The 16,154-nt window shown below is 60.3% G+C and carries 17 protein-coding genes; 7 read left to right on the top strand and 10 right to left on the bottom strand.

Annotated elements, in window-relative coordinates; all coding sequences use genetic code 11:
• Positions 1-37 precede the first annotated feature (37 nt).
• Positions 38-256 (bottom strand): HvfA family oxazolone/thioamide-modified RiPP metallophore, encoded by a 219-nt coding sequence (locus ACYZTM_RS03130; RefSeq protein ID WP_461986967.1) that lies wholly within the window; start codon positions 254-256, stop codon positions 38-40.
• 665 nt (positions 257-921) lie between these two features.
• On the opposite strand from ACYZTM_RS03130, the gene glsB reads away from it, so the two are divergent.
• The 5 genes from glsB (at position 922) to ACYZTM_RS03105 (ending at position 6,821) form a co-directional block, all read left to right on the top strand.
• A complete protein-coding gene (gene glsB / locus ACYZTM_RS03125; protein WP_010459549.1) occupies positions 922-1,830 on the top strand; it encodes a glutaminase B in 909 nt (302 codons plus the stop codon).
• A gap of 84 nt (positions 1,831-1,914) precedes the next feature.
• On the top strand, positions 1,915-3,417 hold the full coding sequence (locus ACYZTM_RS03120) for an aldehyde dehydrogenase family protein (protein ID WP_461986965.1): 1,503 nt from the start codon (positions 1,915-1,917) through the stop codon (positions 3,415-3,417).
• A gap of 75 nt (positions 3,418-3,492) precedes the next feature.
• Positions 3,493-3,840, top strand: a complete 348-nt coding sequence (locus ACYZTM_RS03115; protein ID WP_461986963.1) for a BON domain-containing protein — start codon at positions 3,493-3,495, stop codon at positions 3,838-3,840.
• A 151-nt stretch (positions 3,841-3,991) separates the two neighbouring features.
• Positions 3,992-4,615, top strand: a complete 624-nt coding sequence (locus ACYZTM_RS03110; protein ID WP_461986961.1) for a DJ-1/PfpI family protein — start codon at positions 3,992-3,994, stop codon at positions 4,613-4,615.
• 142 nt (positions 4,616-4,757) lie between these two features.
• Positions 4,758-6,821 carry a 2Fe-2S iron-sulfur cluster-binding protein gene (locus ACYZTM_RS03105; protein WP_461986959.1) on the top strand — a complete coding sequence of 688 codons (2,064 nt, stop codon included), beginning with the start codon at positions 4,758-4,760 and terminating at the stop codon, positions 6,819-6,821.
• A 12-nt stretch (positions 6,822-6,833) separates the two neighbouring features.
• On the opposite strand, the gene ACYZTM_RS03100 is transcribed toward ACYZTM_RS03105, so the two are convergent.
• Together ACYZTM_RS03100 and cynS are read right to left on the bottom strand one after the other, a co-directional pair.
• Entirely contained in the window at positions 6,834-7,493 is a 660-nt protein-coding gene (locus tag ACYZTM_RS03100) for a carbonic anhydrase (protein ID WP_131060157.1), read from the bottom strand.
• A gap of 77 nt (positions 7,494-7,570) precedes the next feature.
• Positions 7,571-8,038, bottom strand: a complete 468-nt coding sequence (cynS, locus tag ACYZTM_RS03095) for a cyanase (RefSeq protein WP_461986956.1) — start codon at positions 8,036-8,038, stop codon at positions 7,571-7,573.
• Between the two features lie 122 nt (positions 8,039-8,160).
• Between cynS and cynR the strand changes: the two genes are divergently transcribed.
• Positions 8,161-9,057, top strand: coding sequence for a transcriptional regulator CynR (gene cynR / locus ACYZTM_RS03090; RefSeq protein ID WP_131060159.1), 897 nt, complete (start codon positions 8,161-8,163; stop codon positions 9,055-9,057).
• Here the strand turns inward: cynR and ACYZTM_RS03085 are convergent.
• The 6 genes from ACYZTM_RS03085 to ACYZTM_RS03060 form a co-directional block, all read right to left on the bottom strand.
• Complete coding sequence (locus ACYZTM_RS03085) at positions 9,043-9,348, bottom strand: hypothetical protein (protein WP_131060160.1); 306 nt, start codon at positions 9,346-9,348, stop codon at positions 9,043-9,045. The genes cynR and ACYZTM_RS03085 overlap by 15 nt on opposite strands.
• A gap of 130 nt (positions 9,349-9,478) precedes the next feature.
• Positions 9,479-9,808 carry a hypothetical protein gene (locus tag ACYZTM_RS03080; protein ID WP_131060161.1) on the bottom strand — a complete coding sequence of 110 codons (330 nt, stop codon included), beginning with the start codon at positions 9,806-9,808 and terminating at the stop codon, positions 9,479-9,481.
• Positions 9,809-10,326: 518 nt separating this feature from the next.
• Positions 10,327-10,830: a GNAT family N-acetyltransferase gene (locus ACYZTM_RS03075; protein WP_461986953.1), complete on the bottom strand. Its 504-nt coding sequence runs from the start codon at positions 10,828-10,830 to the stop codon at positions 10,327-10,329.
• A 49-nt stretch (positions 10,831-10,879) separates the two neighbouring features.
• Entirely contained in the window at positions 10,880-11,509 is a 630-nt protein-coding gene (locus ACYZTM_RS03070) for a glutathione S-transferase family protein (RefSeq protein WP_461958422.1), read from the bottom strand.
• 115 nt (positions 11,510-11,624) lie between these two features.
• Positions 11,625-13,574, bottom strand: coding sequence for a DNA topoisomerase III (locus ACYZTM_RS03065; protein WP_461986951.1), 1,950 nt, complete (start codon positions 13,572-13,574; stop codon positions 11,625-11,627).
• 164 nt (positions 13,575-13,738) lie between these two features.
• Positions 13,739-14,161, bottom strand: coding sequence for a hypothetical protein (locus ACYZTM_RS03060; RefSeq protein ID WP_461986949.1), 423 nt, complete (start codon positions 14,159-14,161; stop codon positions 13,739-13,741).
• 320 nt (positions 14,162-14,481) lie between these two features.
• Here ACYZTM_RS03060 and ACYZTM_RS03055 point away from each other — a divergent pair, with 320 nt between their 5' ends.
• Entirely contained in the window at positions 14,482-14,850 is a 369-nt protein-coding gene (locus tag ACYZTM_RS03055) for a DUF427 domain-containing protein (RefSeq protein WP_131060166.1), read from the top strand.
• Between the two features lie 81 nt (positions 14,851-14,931).
• Here ACYZTM_RS03055 and lldD read toward each other — a convergent pair whose 3' ends face one another.
• On the bottom strand, positions 14,932-16,074 hold the full coding sequence (gene lldD, locus ACYZTM_RS03050; protein WP_461986947.1) for an FMN-dependent L-lactate dehydrogenase LldD: 1,143 nt from the start codon (positions 16,072-16,074) through the stop codon (positions 14,932-14,934).
• Between the last annotated feature and the right edge of the window lie 80 nt (positions 16,075-16,154).

Below are 16,154 nucleotides of genomic sequence, written 5' to 3'. Positions count from 1 at the left end.
GACAGTGAGGCGGGGCAACGTTGCCCCGCGCAGAGGGTTACTCGCCAGCGCCGCACTTGCCTTCGCCGCACTTGCCTTCCCCACATTTACCTTCAGCCGGTTTTTCCGCGGTGTCGGCCTGGACCTGGCTGTAGCCGTGGGCCAGTTGCTTCATGCTGAACGCCTCGGATTCGGAGGCCGAAGCCACGTTCGACAGTGCCAGGCCACCTGCGATGATCAGGCTTAGGGTCAGGGAAGAAGTCGAGAGCTTGAACATGGTGATACTCCGTAGCATTGAGTGAATTTGAGCGCTTTGATCGGCTTGGCCGATCGACAGGCACAGTTCATCAAGCGGGTGTATCTGCGATGTGTCTTTTGCCCGGGGTTTTATGGGCAGGGTGTGTCGCAAGCGGGTCTATACACACTCCGATACACAACCACGAAAAACTCGAGCCTATGCAATCCCCCCTGTGGGAGCGAGCTTGCTCGCGAAGAGGCCGGCACAGTTGACATCGAGGCTGTCTGACCCAACGCCATCGCGAGCAGGCTCGCTCCCAAAAAGGGGCAGTGTCGTGAACAAATCCAGGGCCCTGCGCAGATCAACTGTGGGAGCGGGCTTGCTCGCGAAGGCGGTGTGTCAGCCAATGTTGACGTGTCTGATCCACCGCTTTCGCGAGCAAGCCCGCTCCCACAAGGGGCAGTGTCGTGCACAAATCCCGGGCCCTGCGCAGATCAACTGTAGGAGCGAGCCTGCTCGCGATGAGGCCGGCACAGTTGACATCGATGCTGTCTGATCCACCGCTTTCGCGAGCAAGCCCGCTCCCACAAGGGATTCGTGGTGTTTTTGAGAGGGGGAGGCGGCAATCTGTGATCCAGCACCAACCAACAGCGTCTAGCCTCCGTGTCCCCGCAATCCCACGGGGCGAGACTTCGGAACCCGGCATGCAAGCGCTGTTGAACGAGATCCTTGACGCCGTCCGGCCGCTGATCGGTCAGGGCAAGGTGGCTGACTACATTCCTGCCCTCGGCACGGTGCCGGCCAATCAGTTGGGCATCGCCGTGTATGGCAACGACGGCGAGTTGTATTGCGCAGGCGATGCCGACACGCCGTTCTCGGTGCAGAGCATTTCCAAGGTGTTCAGCCTGGTGCAGGCCATCGATCATTCCGGCGAAGCGATCTGGGAGCGCCTCGGTCACGAGCCTTCAGGGCAACCGTTCAACTCGCTGGTGCAACTGGAGTTCGAACGCGGCCGCCCGCGCAATCCGTTCATCAACGCCGGTGCCCTGGTGATCTGCGACATCAACCAGTCACGCTTTGCCGCGCCCGCGTTGTCGATGCGCGATTTTGTCCGTCGGCTGTCCGGCAACCCGCAGGTCATGGTGGACGGCAAGGTCGCCGAATCCGAATACCAGCACCGCGCGCGTAACGCGGCCATGGCGTACCTGATGCAGTCGTTCGGCAACTTTCACAACGACGTCGAGGCCGTGCTGCGCAGCTACTTCAGCCATTGCGCGGTGCGCATGAACTGCGTGGACCTAGCGCGGGCGTTCTGCTTCCTGGCCAACGACGGGTTCTGCAAACACAGTGGCGAACAGATCCTCACCGCCCGCCAGACCCAACAGGTCAACTCGATCATGGCCACCAGCGGGCTGTACGACGAAGCCGGCAATTTTGCCTATCGCGTTGGTTTGCCGGGCAAGAGCGGCGTCGGCGGGGGGATTGTCGCAGTGGTGCCGGGGCAGTTCACGGTGTGCGTCTGGTCCCCGGAATTGAATGCCGCCGGCAACTCCCTGGCCGGGATGGCGGCGCTGGAATTGTTGAGTCAGCGGATTGGCTGGTCGGTGTTCTAAGGCGTCCGGGCCAGCGTGGTTAATGACGCTTCCTGGATTTTCCTATACATTTTCCAGCCGCCCCCTGCATGGTGAAACCGCTTCATGTCTCTTGCGCTCGAACGTCTAGTCGCTGGCACGCCGATCCCTTTTGCCGGTAATCGTGTCACTGTCGTCAGCCCCGAACTGGCTGCGCGCTTTCAGCCCGGGGACCATTTGCTGGTGGAGCAGGTCAGCGGCGAGTTGTTGTTGATTCCGGTGGCTGACCAGCAAGCGGCGGCCGTCGCCATCGAGCGCGCCGAAGCGGCGTTCACCGCGCTGTCCAGCGTCTCTGACCAGGCGATCAGCGCCTTCTTCGATCTCTTTGCCCAGCGTTTGGAAAACCCTGAGTGCTGGGCCTTAATCGAGGCCGCCAACCTGGCCGACATCGAGCGCGCCAAGGCCCGCGGGCGTTCAACCACTCGACTGCTGGCCGATGAACGCATGCGTCGCGACATGATCGCTGGCCTGCGAGCCTGGCGCGATGCAGCGGCGACTCGCGGCAAGGTGCTCAGTTGCGTCGAGCACGGCGGTTGGAAAGTCGAGCAAGTGGTGTCGCCACTGGGCATCGTCGCGTTCGTGTTCGAAGGCCGGCCGAATGTCTTCGCCGACGCCGCCGGTGTATTGCGCACCGGCAACACCGCCGTGCTGCGCATTGGCAGCGATGCGTTGGGCACCGCTCAGGCCATCGTCACTCACGCACTGAACCCTGCACTCAGTGACGCCGGCTTACCGACTGGCGCGGTGTCTCTGGTGGAAAGCGTCAATCACGCCGCCGGCTGGGCGATGTTCGCCGATCGGCGTTTGTCGCTGGCCGTCGCCCGTGGTTCGGGCCGTGCGGTGAGCCAACTGGGCAGCATTGCCCAACAGGCCGGCACCGCCGTCAGCCTCCACGGCACTGGTGGCGCCTGGCTGATTGCCGACAAAGACGCTGACGCCCAGCGCTTCGCCGCCGTGGTGCGCAATTCGCTGGACCGCAAGGTCTGCAACACCTTGAACGTCTGCCTGATCCAGCGCGACCGCGCAGCCGAACTGGTGCCGCTGTTTCTCGACGCACTGCAACAGGCCGGCACCGCCCGGGGCCAGGGTTGCAAGTTGCATATCGTTGAGGGCAGTGAGCAGTGGTTGCCGACTGAATGGCAAACCGGCAGCGTTGAGGTTTATCGCGCCGAAGGCTACCAGACCGAGGCGCTGGCCGAACCGTTGCCCGAGGATCAGTTGGGCCGCGAGTGGGAATGGGAAGAAACCCCGGAAGTCAGCCTGAACATCGTCGACGACCTGGACAGCGCCATCGCCTTGTTCAATCGCTACAGCCCGCAGTTCACCGTGTCGCTGATCAGTGAAGACGGGGCGGCGCACGAACGTTTCTATAACGCGGTCAACGCACCGTTTGTGGGCGACGGGATTACCCGCTGGGTCGATGGGCAGTACGCGCTGAACAAGCCGGAGCTGGGTCTTTCGAATTGGGAGAGCGGTCGCCTGTTTGCCCGCAGCGCCATTCTGTCGGGAGATGGGGTGTTTACCGTTCGTAGTCGCATGATCCAGACCGATCTGTCGGTCAAACGCTGAGCATTCCGGGCACAGGCGACGAACGCACTATAATTAAGGTGTGTTTGCGTCTGTGTTTTGAGTGAGGGCTGCGCCATGAAACTTCATTCTTTTCAGCATTACTCCCATGATCTGGAAGCGGTCATGCACGACACGTGGATTACCGCCAGGGTGAAGTCGGCCCTGGCATTGGCCGAACCCACCCTTGGCCTGCAGATCCACGTCAAAACCCTTGGCTCTACGGTGACTTTGAGCGGTCGAGTCAACACCCATAAACAGTGCGAGCAGGCTGTTGCGCTGGCCCGCACGGTGCCGGGTGTCGTCGAAATCGATGCCCGGGATCTGCTGACTCACGTGTTCACGCCAGGCAGCGTCCCCACAGCACCCAACGCCGAAGAAACAGCCGAGCGTCGGCCACCAACGTCAGCAAAAGACGACAAGTGACAAGGGCAACCGTGTGAGTGCAGCGCTCCCGTTAACCGGGAGCGCCTTGACGCGGGCATTTCAGCTCAAGCAACAATGGATTGTGTTTTTTGGGTGTTCTCTCTTGGGGAGCAAAAGCGGACTATCTGCCGGTCCCTGAGAGGTTTACCCAATGAAACGCGTCCTCATGTTGTTGGCCAACGGTGTCGAGCCGCTGGAAATGGCGGCTTTTACCGATGTGCTCGGTTGGGCCAATCTGCTTGGCGATCAACCCGTGGAATTGATCAATGCCGGCCTTCGGCCGCAGATCGTGACGACCTTCGGGCTGTCCCTTAATCCAGGTCATTTGTTGAGTGAGCTGGATCTGGACAGCTTCGATGCCTTGGCATTGCCCGGCGGATTTGAACCGTCGGGCTTTTATGAAGAAGCCTTGAGTGAGCCGTTTCTGGCGGTCATCCGGCACTTTGTCGCGGCCGGTAAAGTCGTCGCCAGTGTCTGCGTGTCGTCGGTGTGCCTGGGCGTTGCAGGGGTGCTGAAAGGCAAAGACGCCACGACCTATCACCAAGTGGGTGGCAAACGCAAAAACCAGCTGGTTGAAGCCGGTGCCCGCTTTGTCGACTGGCCTGTGGTGGTCGATGGCCGCATCATCACTTCGAGTGGCCCCGGTACTGCGACGGAAGTCGCCTTCGTGCTGCTGGAACACCTGAGCAGCGCCGCGAACGCAGGAAATATCCGTCAGAAAATGCGCTTTCCGACACCGTCTCGCCAGTGGTATGAAACGCCGCAAGTGCCTTAGACCTGTACGCCTTCATCTGCCCCGTACATCCGACGAACCTCCCTGGTCCGACACGGCGAACTACGCTTCAACGCCTGAGCCACAAAAACCAGTGCAGGCTTGCGGGCGAAAGACACCTGTTTACGAAGGCGTAGAGGTCGTCATGAATCAGTCGCAAGAGCAGGTCGCGTCACCCTGGCACGCGGGCGAGCGGCAGTTGCAGGAAAGCGTCGGTGTGGCCGAACGCATGGAAGTCTTCGGGCGCAAGGTGGTGCGCGATTATCTGCCCGAGCAGCATCAGCTGTTCTACGCGCAACTGCCGTATTTGCTGGTGGGTGCCGTCGATGAGCAAGGCGTGCCGTGGGCGACCCTGATTGAAGGGCCGCCCGGATTTGCGCATTCGCCTGATCCCCACCAGTTGCAACTCGAACGCCTGCCCGCCGAGGGCGATCCCGTCAGGCCCGCGCTCAAGGCGGGTGCCTCGGTGGGGCTGCTCGGTATCGATCTGAAAACCCGCCGTCGCAACCGAATGAATGGCCGCATCAGCACCGCCACCCAAGGCGGTTTTGCCGTTGCCGTCGAGCACGCCTTTGGCAACTGCCCGCAATACATTCAACTGCGTGCCGTCGACCCTGGATCGGTGGGCCGCGCTTCATCTGCGGTGGGCGTCGAGCGTTTCGATGAACTCGACGAGGCCGCCCGGGCGACCATTGGCAACGCCGACACCTTTTTCCTTACCAGCTATGTAGACCTCGATGGCGACTCGAAAAAGCGCTCGGTGGATGTCTCGCATCGTGGCGGCAATGCCGGTTTCGTGCGGGTCGAGGGCAACGTGCTGACGATCCCCGATTTCGCCGGCAATCTGCACTTCAATACCTTGGGCAATCTGCTGCTCAATCCACGGGTGGGGCTGCTGTTTGTCGATTTCGAATCGGGTGATGTACTGCAAGTCGCGGGGCGCACCGAGATTATCCTCGAAGGCCCTGAAATAGCGGCGTTCCAGGGTGCAGAACGGCTTTGGCGAATGACGGTGGAGCACGTCGTGCGCCGCGCCGGCGTGCTGTCGCTGCGCTGGCAATTTGAAGGATTCTCCCCCAACAGCCTGATGACCGGCAGTTGGCAGCAGGCCGAGGGTCGATTGCAGGCCGATGCCTTGCGCGATCAATGGCGATTGTTGCGTGTAGCCCGCATCGTCGAGGAAAGCACCAGCATCCGTTCGTTTTACCTGGAGCCGACCGACGACGCCGGCCTGCCGCGCTTTGAGGCCGGGCAGCATTTGCCCGTGCGCTTTTGCCTGGCCGAGGGGCAGGCGCCTTTGGTGCGCACTTACAGTCTGTCGAGCGCACCGTCGGACAGTTTCTTTCGTATCAGCGTCAAGCGTGACGGGCTGATTTCGTCGCATCTGCACGAGCGTGTCCGCGAGGGCGATCTGATCGAAGCCCGCGCGCCACAGGGCCGGTTCACGGTGAAAGCCGATGAGCGTCGGCCGCTGGTGTTGCTGGCCGCGGGCGTCGGCGTGACGCCCTTGTTGTCGATGCTGCGCGAGGTGATCTACGAAGGCGAACGCATCCGCCGCACTCGGCCGACCTGGTTTATTCAAAGTGCCCGCAGCCTCGCCGAGCTTGGGTTTCGCGATGAGTTGTACGAACTGGCCACCCGCGCCAAGGAATCGGTGCGCGCGCTGCGCCTGCTTAGCCAACCCGAGGACCATGCCCGTGAAGGTGAGGATTTCGAGGTGGCCGGGCGGGTCGACATCGAGTTGCTCAAGGCGTTGCTGCCGTTGGACGATTACGATTTCTACCTGTGCGGGCCCGGTGCTTTTACTCAAGGGATCTATGACAGTTTGCGGGCCTTGCGCATCGGCGACGAGCGCATTCATGCGGAGACGTTCGGTCCTTCCACGCTGGTCCGTCTGCGGGACCAACTGAGCCCGGCTCCGGCACAAGTGCCGGCAGCGGACAGTTCGGTGAAAGTGGTGTTTTCAGCGTCGGCCAAGGAGGCACGCTGGGAGTCGGGCGGCGGGAGTTTGCTGGAACTGGCTGAAAGCCGTGGCTTGAATCCGCACTTCAGTTGCCGTGGCGGCTCGTGCGGAACGTGCCGCACCCGGCTGCTCAGCGGACAGGTGCATTATCTGAACATGCCCGCCGAGCTGCCGGCGCCAGGGGAAGTACTGATTTGCTGCGCGGTGCCAGCCAAGGGTGATGAGCCCCTGGTGTTAGAGATCTAGGGCGGCCACCCATCAAGCGGCGTCGACGGCTTTGCCATACACGGCGCAGGTAGTCGGGTGCTCGGCTAGTGACACAAAGCTGCGGCTGCTGGCTTCCAGGGCGTCGATCGAACCGGTCTCAATGTCGTAGACCCAGCCATGCAGGTTCAGCTGACCTTTTTCCTGGGCCAGGCGCACGCTCGGATGCGTCTGGATGTTGGCCAGTTGCGCGATGACGTTCTCGCGGACCATCGAACTCACCTTCGCCGCGTCATCGGCATGAGGGCGGGATTCGTTGATGACCTTGGCCGATTCGGCGTGTTGCAGCCATCCGCTGACGGCCGGCAGGTGATCCATGCATTTGCACTTGGCGACGGCGGTCATGGCGCCGCAATCCGAGTGGCCGCAGATCACAATGTCCGTCACGCCCAGTACCGCGACCGCGTATTCGACAGTGGCCGAGACCCCGCCCGGGTGCGGACTGTAGGAGGGCACGATGTTGCCGGCGTTGCGGATCACAAACAATTCACCGGGTTCTTGCTGGGTCAGCAGTTCGGGCACGACACGGCTATCGGAACAGGTGATGAACAACGTGCCGGGATGCTGGGTGGTGGCCAGGTGTTTGAACAGGTCGGTGCGTTGCGGGAACGCTTCTTTCTGGAACTTCAAAAAACCTTCGATGAGCGCTTTCATGGTGATGTCCTCGTAAATGATTCAGATGTCTGTAGCAGCTGTCCTGTGGCGAGGGGGCTTGCGTGTGTTCAGATCGGTTAGAAAGGACGCAGTGGCAGGAACTTGCCATCAAGGGTGATCACAGCGCGGTGGCCGCCTTCCGGATCTTCGACCTTTTTCATGTCGAGTTTGAAGTTGATCGCGCTGATGATGCCGTCGCCAAACTGCTCATGAACCAGGGCTTTCAAGGTAGTGCCGTAGATCTGGATCATTTCGTAGAAACGGTAGATGGTCGGGTCGGTTGGCACACCCGAGAGGCTGCCGCGCAGCGGGATGATTTGCAGGCGGGCCACGGCGTCGGCGTCCAGCTCCAGTTTCTCGCCGATCACTTTGGCGGCGGATTCCGGCAGCGGGTGCTGGCCGAGCAGGGCGGCGGTGACGTAGGCCAGACCGAGGCCGGTGCCTTCGGTCAGGTCCTGCCAGGACAGATTTTTGCGGGCCTTGGCGTCGAGGATCGAGGTGGTCAGGGCCAGACTTGGGTCGTTGTAAGCGTGGGACTGTTGCATGGTGTTTCTCCTGTCGGCGATGTGTTGCTTGGGTGTGAAGCAATCTTCTGCCGATTGATCCATAGCGTCCAAGACCGATATACAATGCTGTGCATAAGTCCTGCCTATAGATGGTGTGCCCCATGCTGCTGCGACATCTGCGTTATCTGCTGGCGGTTGCCGACCACGGCGGCTTCACGCGCGCCGCCGAGGCGTTGCACGTTTCACAACCGACCCTGTCCCAGCAAATCCGCCAGTTGGAAGAAACCTTGGGCGTGAGCCTGTTCGACCGAACTTCGCGCACGGTCAAACCAACGGATGCAGGCGAGGCCTACATCGAGTGCGCACGTCGAGTATTGGTGGAACTGGAAGCCGGCAAGCGGGCGCTGCATGACGTGAAGGACTTGTCGCGCGGCACCTTGCGCCTGGCCATGACGCCGACGTTCATGGCGTATCTGGTGGGGCCGTTGGTGCGCGATTACGTGGCGCGGTTTCCCAACATCCATCTGCAGATTTTCGAGTTGTCGATGGATGACATCGAGGCGGGGCTGGTGGATGACTCGCTGGACATCGCCATCGCGTTTACCCAGGTCAGAAATGCCGACATCGAGTCGATCCCGGCGTTTACCGAAACCTTGGGGGTGATGGTGGGGCGGGATCATCCGTTATATGAACGCCAAGTCGCGCTGTCCGCTGAAGAGGTGGCGCAACTGGATTTTGCGCTGTTGGCCGCGGACTTCGTCACCCGCACCCGTATCAATGAATATTTTGCTCAGGAGCTGATCACGCCGAAGGTGGTGATTGAGGTCAACTCGGTGAGCACGTTGCTGGAGGTTATTCGGCACACGGCCATCGCCACCATCCTTCCGGAGCCCATCGCCACTCAGGATCGGGCACTGCACAAAATTCCGTTGCTGGGGGAAGCGCCTACGCGCGGGGCGGCGCTGCTTCGGCGCAAGAACAACTATCACAGCGCGGCGTCTGTGGCGTTCATGAATCTGGTGTTGGGCGCGGGGGCGACGGAGTCAGTCGTCCAGTGATTGGCAGACGCCATTGGGGGCCTTGCCCGTGGAGCTCACGGTCACCGAGTCGTCATCGGCGAGAACGATCGAAATCGTGACGCCCGAACCCTTGGCTTCGAAGCTGCGCGCTTTGATCATGGCTTTGGTTTCGGCTTCTACGTTGTTGATCAACACCGGTCCGTCCTGATCCGCGTGAATGATGATTTTCCCGGGGCATTCCACATCAAATGAGGGAACACCTTCGATCTTGTTTGCGTGAGCAAGCGTTGCGGTCGCCAGCAACAGCAGAAATGTCAGAGTATTTTTCATCGCAAGTCTCCAAGGGCACAACAGCGAATACGCTTAACGATAGCTGTATTTGCTGCGCACGAGACAAACAAAAAAAGGCCCCGCTCGATATTACGAGCGGGGCCTTTTTGTTGATTAGCGGCGGGGGATATCAGTAGAACCGGTCAATCACCCGAACTTCATTCTGGTTCTGCATCGAGGCCCACGCCTGTTTCAGCGTTTGCAGAACATGACCGATGAAGTCCTTGTCGGCCGCGGCTTTCTTGCCGACGTAGCCCTGGCCGCGACGGTACATCTTCAGTCGGGCGAGCAGGTTCTGGTTGTTCTGGTCGAACTCGGCTTCGTGGGCGTGCGGCGACAGGCAGTCGATATGAACCTGGCCCGATTTGCTGATCCACAGAATGTGGCTGTCATGGCTGTCTTTTTGCGCAGCGAAGATACCAGCCAGTTCATCGATAGTAGGTTGATTGTTCAGATTCATAATATGCCCCTTGACCATTTGGTGATCTTTCAAAGTTGATTCGCTAATACAGGTAGCCCATCGGTTAGTTGATCCCTGGCACCGAAACCAGGACGTCAGCGGTCAGCCGTCGATTCGACGGGGTGTCGCGTCTGTTGCATGTAGTCGTGTTGAATAACTGCTACGCAATAGCGTCACAACGAAGAGAAGCAGCGAAAACCTGGAGGCTACCGCCGACTTTTGAGGGTCGGCCACAAGCTTCATGAGGATTGATCGCCAGCGCTTCTCGTCCTTGTACTGGACGTTCGGGCCAGGTCAGCTTCTTCAATCTGCCTTGTGGGCAGCGTGTATCCGGGAAAAACAGCTCGGCGGTCAGACGAGCTTGCTCAAACATGTTGCTGTACTCCCGATCGGGGAGATGTCTGCATCATGCAAGGGCAAATCGGAGGCGTCAACCGTTATGTAGTGATTATTTTCAGTCACTACATATTGTCGGACAAAGCGCTTTGGAATTAAAAAGGGGAGTCACAACGGGCCGATCAGGACGATGGCTGCGGGCTTTGGAAGCGGTAGAAGGTGCAGGGATAACCGTCTACCGGCCGCTGATGCAGGGTGAATTCATCGCCCGCGAGCTGTGGCATCACCTTGGCCCAGAACCGCCGTGCAGGCGGGTTCGCGTCGATGTGGAAAATCTGCCATTGACCGGGGAACCGGCTCAAGAGGGTGGAAACGACAAACTTCGCGACACCTTGGCCACGAAAGCGCCGACTGACAAAAAGGTAGCCGATGTTGTGCTCGGCACCTTCGATATGAACGTCGTCGTCCACGGTCACGAAACCGGCGAGCTCACCGTCCACCTTGATCAGAAACGGTCGGGTCGCGGGGTTGCGCCAGTAATCCGTTTTCGGCTGAATGTTGTAGAAGCCGTGCTCTCCTAGTTTCAGTGGCAGCCACTCGCTGAAGTCGTGCATGTAGAACTGCATCAGGTTTTCGATCGTGTCCAGTTCATCGCGGTGTGCGGCGTGCAGTTCGATCGCAGGCATGCTGGCTCGCTCCAGATCGCAGGGCCATCCGTGGCCCTTTCGGGATCACTCAGTGGGGCGCGAAGTCGTACGTCCCACCTGTCTTTAACGCAGCGGCGTAGGCAGGACGTGCCTGGAAGCGTTGTACCCAGGCCGCCACATGAGGATAGTTGCCCAGCTTGCCCTGAGCCCGGGCGATCTCGCCGATAAAGCTCATCTGGATATCGGCAGCGCTGAACTCATCACCCAGCAGGTAATCGGACTGGCTCAATGCCGTGTCGAGGTACCCGAGGTAGTTGGCCACTTCCGAGTTGATACGCGGATGCAGCGGTGCACCAGCTTCACCCAGACGCCCGACGTACAGGTTCAACATCAGCGGCAGCATGGCCGAGCCTTCGGCGAAGTGCAGCCACTGGACGTATTCGTCGTAGGCGGGGGTAGACGGATCGGGTTGCAGGCGCCCCTGGCCATGACGGCGAATCAGGTAGTCGATGATCGCGGAGGACTCGATCAGCTTCTGCGCGCCATCCTCGATAACCGGCGATTTGCCCAAGGCGTTGATCGCTTTCAATTCCGGCGGTGCCAGATTGGTTTTCGGGTCACGCTGATAGCGTTTCAGCTCATAAGGAATGGCCAGTTCTTCCAGCAGCCAGAGAATCCGTTGGGAGCGGGAGTTGTTCAGGTGGTGCACGATAATCATAAACAAGGTTCCTTTAGCAGCTGTCGAGTGAAACGAGGCTGCGATGCCTTTTCAGAAAATGGGGCCATCGCCGGGCTTGAAGAACACTAGACCATTACGGCCCATTCGAGTGCCCTCAAGCTTTGCTGGCTGGTTTCGCCGCGCGTTTGGCGCCAGTTGATGGCTTGCGCTTGGTGGGCTTTCGTTTGTTTTTCCACGGTGTGGCACCACGCCCGGCCGGGCTCGCCGGCCCACTGATGGTCAGGCTCAGACCGGTACAACGGGCGACCTGCTTGCTCATCCATGCGGCCTGTTTGGTGACGAACTCTTCCAGGCTCATCTCGCCGCTTTGCACCATGTCCAGCGCCTGTTCCCAGATGGCCGTGGTGCCGGGGTCGGCAATGGCGCGCGGCACCGCATCGATCAGGCTGAAGGCGGCCGGGGTCGCGGCCAGGGCTTTACCGTTCTTGATCAGGTAGCCGCGGTCGAGCAGGCCCTGGATGATCGAGGCGCGGGTGGCTTCAGTGCCAATGCCTGTGGTGTCCTTGAGCTTCTGTTTGAGCAGCGGGTCTTCCACCAGTTTGGCGACGTTCTTCATTGCTTTGATCAGGTCGCCTTCGGTGAACGGTTTCGGCGGTTGCGTCCAGAGGTCCTTGAGCTTCACATCGGCCACCGCGCAGTCACGCCCTTCGGCCAATGCCGGCAGCGTTTGCGGTGCCGGCGCCTCGCGACCCTTCGCCGGGGCGAGCGCCTCGGGCAGCGCGCGTTTCCAGCCGGGCTCGACGATCTGCTTGCCGACGGCACGCAAGGCTTCACCGGCGCAGTCGAAGTCAGCCTGGGTGCGGTCGTATTCATGGTTGGGCAGGAACTGCGCCAGATAACGCGCACGGATCAGGGTGTACACCGCGCGTTGCTTGCCCACCAGTCGATCAAGATTTTTTGCTGCCGCCGTCGGGATGATGCCGTGGTGAGCCGTGACCTTGGCATCGTTCCAGGCGCGAGAGCGGCGCTGTGGCTCCAGGTGGTCGTTCAAGGCGTTCAGCGAAGGATCGGCATGGCGGAGCGCGGCGAGTATGCCCGGGGCTTCGCTGTGCTGGCTCATCGGCAGGAAACCGCAATCGCTGCGCGGATAGGTGATGACCTTGTGGGTTTCATAGAGCGCCTGGGCTATGTCGAGAGTTTCCTGGGCGCCGAGCCCGAGTTTCTTCGAGCAGACTTCCTGCAAGGTGCCCAGATCGAACGGCAGCGGCGCGACTTCACGCATCCGCTCGGTACGCAGCTTGATCACCCGGGCACTCGCCGCGCTGTTGATGGCGGCGGCCGCTTGCTGGGCCAGCGCCTGATTCAGGCAGCGATCCTGATCGTCACAAACGTCGGATGCCGCGCGCCACTGGGCAGTGAACGCCGTACCGTCGTGCAACAGCTGCACGTCGATGGCCCAATAGGCGACCGGCACGAAATCGGCAATGCTGCGGTCGCGATCCACCACCAGCCGCAAGGTCGGCGTCTGCACCCGGCCCACCGGCAACACGCCTTGATAACCGGACTGTCGCCCCAGCAGCGTAAACAACCGGCTCATGTTCATCCCGATCAACCAGTCGGCTCGGGAACGTCCCAGCGCCGAATGATAAAGGCTGAAAGTCTCTGCACCCGGTTTGAGCGCCGCCAGCGCCTTGCGGATCGACGCATCGTCCAGCGCCGACAGCCACAGTCGCCGGATCGGCCCGCGATAGCGGCAATGTTCGACCAACTCCCGGGCAATCATCTCGCCCTCACGGTCGGCGTCGGTGGCAATCACCAGCTCATCAGCCTCGCCGAGCAAGCGTTTGACCGCCTTGTACTGGCTGGCCGTGCGCGGTTTGACCGTCATCTTCCATTTTTCCGGAATGATGGGCAGATCCGCTAGCACCCATCGCTTGTATCGTGCGTCGTAGGCATCCGGCGGCGCGGTTTCCAGCAGATGGCCGATGCACCAGGTCACCGTGACATCCGTTCCCAGCCAGCAGCCGTCGCCCCGACGCTTGGCGCCGAGTACTGCCGCGATGTCTTTGGCCTGGGAAGGTTTTTCACAGAGGTACAGCTGCATAACCACCGTCGTTCATCAAATGTGCAAGGGGCGCACAGAATGGCCGGTGATGAGCAATGGATCAATCATTATCTGTATGGATGTACAGCTTATGCGTTGCGATTGATTGCCAGGGCCGGGCGATGTACATCGGCAGGTGACCAGATCCGCGCCTGATCTGGATTTCAGGTGGTCCACACTTCTAGCGTGACGGCACCGTGATTGTTGAAGTACATCAACCGCGCGTCGTTGGCGAAGCAGAGGAGTGGACCGGAGGCCGGCGCTACCCAGCCCTCCGGCCAGCGGAGTCCATCGCCAATGGCAAAAAAACTGTCGCGATCCTTGCCAATTGCCCCCACGAGCGTGAACCAGGCGGCATCCGCTGATTGACAGCGAATGAAACGTTCGAAAGGTCGCAATTTTTCAATGCGCAAGCCGTTGGCATCGTGCGGCTGGTTCCAGTCGGTCCAGGACCCTGACGCCCGAAAGAAATAGCGTTCTCCAGAGGTGAGTTGCACCGGTGTCTCGAACCAGGGGTCATCCGCTTCCACGGAGCCGCGATAGAGCAGTTTTCCGGCCCCCGGGGGGGCAATTTGCGAATCAGGCATGGAGAAGACCCTTAGATTGCTGAGACTCGAAACCCCACGCCACGAACGCTTATCTGCACAGTAGGGAAGTGACCGCTGACATGAATCGTAGATGATATTTCAACGTAGCCAGGTTTGTTGTCCGCGAGTCTCGCTGACAGCCGCATCGCCCCGTTCGGCTGCGAAGCAGTCGTGGTTGCGAAATTTGGGTTATACCTGACAGTTCGCAGTCTCAAATTTTGGGGCCGCTGCGCAGCCAGCGGGAGCAAGGTCCCTCGCTACATGAGCGGGGCGCAAATCTTGCTTTCACAGGTCCATCACCGTCATGAGGAACGTATTCCATGAAAAGCACCGGTCCTAGTCCTGTCATTACCATCGCAGAGCAGCCAGGCATTCTGTTGGTGAAATTTCACGGTATTCAGGTGGCCGCCTCCTCGCGCGCACTGGTGCTGCTTGAGGCCAATTATCCTCCGGTGTACTACGTACCATGGGAGGACATTGCCGAAGAGTATTTCGCCCGTACCGACCACACGACCTATTGCCCGTACAAAGGCGACGCCACTTATTACAGCCTGCAAATCCCGGGGCATGAGGGCGCTAACGCGGTGTGGCGCTATGAAGACCCCAAAGTGTCGGTCGATCAGATTCGCGGCTACGTGGCGTTCTATCCAGATCAGGTTACGTTTGAGGTGCTCAAAGACGTTGAGTGATGTCGCGCATTGACGGTAATGCTGGTCACTTTACCCAATCTCCAGTCGAGCACGAACCCTGGGGTGAGGGGCGTTATTACATCAGCGAATAGCCCCCACCAGCGTAGATTCATCAATCTGACCAATCGAAGTCACCCCCGTTAACGTCATGGCCACGCGCATTTCCTTGGCGAAGATATCCAGCATGTTCTCCACCCCGCGTTGACCATCGGCCGCCAGTGCATAGGCCATGGATCGCCCCAGCAACACGCCTTTGGCGCCCATGGCCAGCATCCGCACGACATCCAGCCCTGAGCGAATACCCGAGTCGACCAGCACCGTCAGGTCATTCCCCACCGCTTGCATGATCGGCGGCAATGCCTTGGTGGTAGAGAGCACGCCGTCAAGCTGCCGCCCACCGTGGTTCGACACCACAATGCCGTCCGCACCAAAGCTGACCGCGTCCCTGGCATCCTGCGGGTCGAGGATGCCTTTGATGATCATCGGGCCTTTCCAGAATTCACGAATCCACTCCAGATCGCTCCAGCTGATCGACGGGTCGAAGTTATTGGCCAGCCAGCCCATGTAGTCCTCGAGCGTGACGGCTTTGCCAAGGTACTTCGAAATGTTGCCCAGGTCGTGTGGACGACCCATAACGCCGACGTTGAGCGCCCAGTCGGGCCGGGTCATGGCCTGAAGCATTCGCCGCGATGACGCGAAAGGACCTGACATGCCTGAATGCGCGTCCCGGTAGCGGGCGCCGGGGGTGGGCATGTCGACGGTAAACACCAGGTTTTTTACCCCGGCGGCTTTCGCGCGTTCCAGGGCATTTTTCATGAAGCCCCGGTCTTTGAGCACGTACAGCTGAAACCAGATGGATTGCTGGCTCTGCGCCGCGACTTCCTCGATCGAACACACCGATACCGTTGAAAGGCACAGGGGAATGCCTTTGTTTTCCGCTGCTCTGACCGCCTGCACTTCACCTCGGCGCGCGAACATGCCCGTCAGGCCGACCGGCGCCAATATGACGGGCATTGAAAGCGGTTGATCGAAGAGGGTGGTTTGCAGGCTCAGGGTTTCGACGTTTTTCAGAATGCGCTGGCGCAGGCTGATGCCCGTCAGGTCGGCGCTGTTGGCCCTCAGGGTATGCTCTGCATAAGCCCCGCCATCGATGTAGTCGAACAGGAAACGCGGGAGTTTGCGACGTGCTGCCTCGCGGTAGTCGGATGCGGATGAAATGATCATGGTGCCTCGGTCGGGTGAGTGTCGGGGCTGTAAAGCTCGTTGAGCTTACCTGTGGCGAGGGGATTTATCCCCGTTGGGCT

Source organism: Pseudomonas sp. MDT2-39-1 (assembly GCF_054898085.1).
The sequence above is the reverse complement of the archived record's forward strand: the minus strand, read 5'-3'. Positions and strand labels throughout refer to the sequence as shown.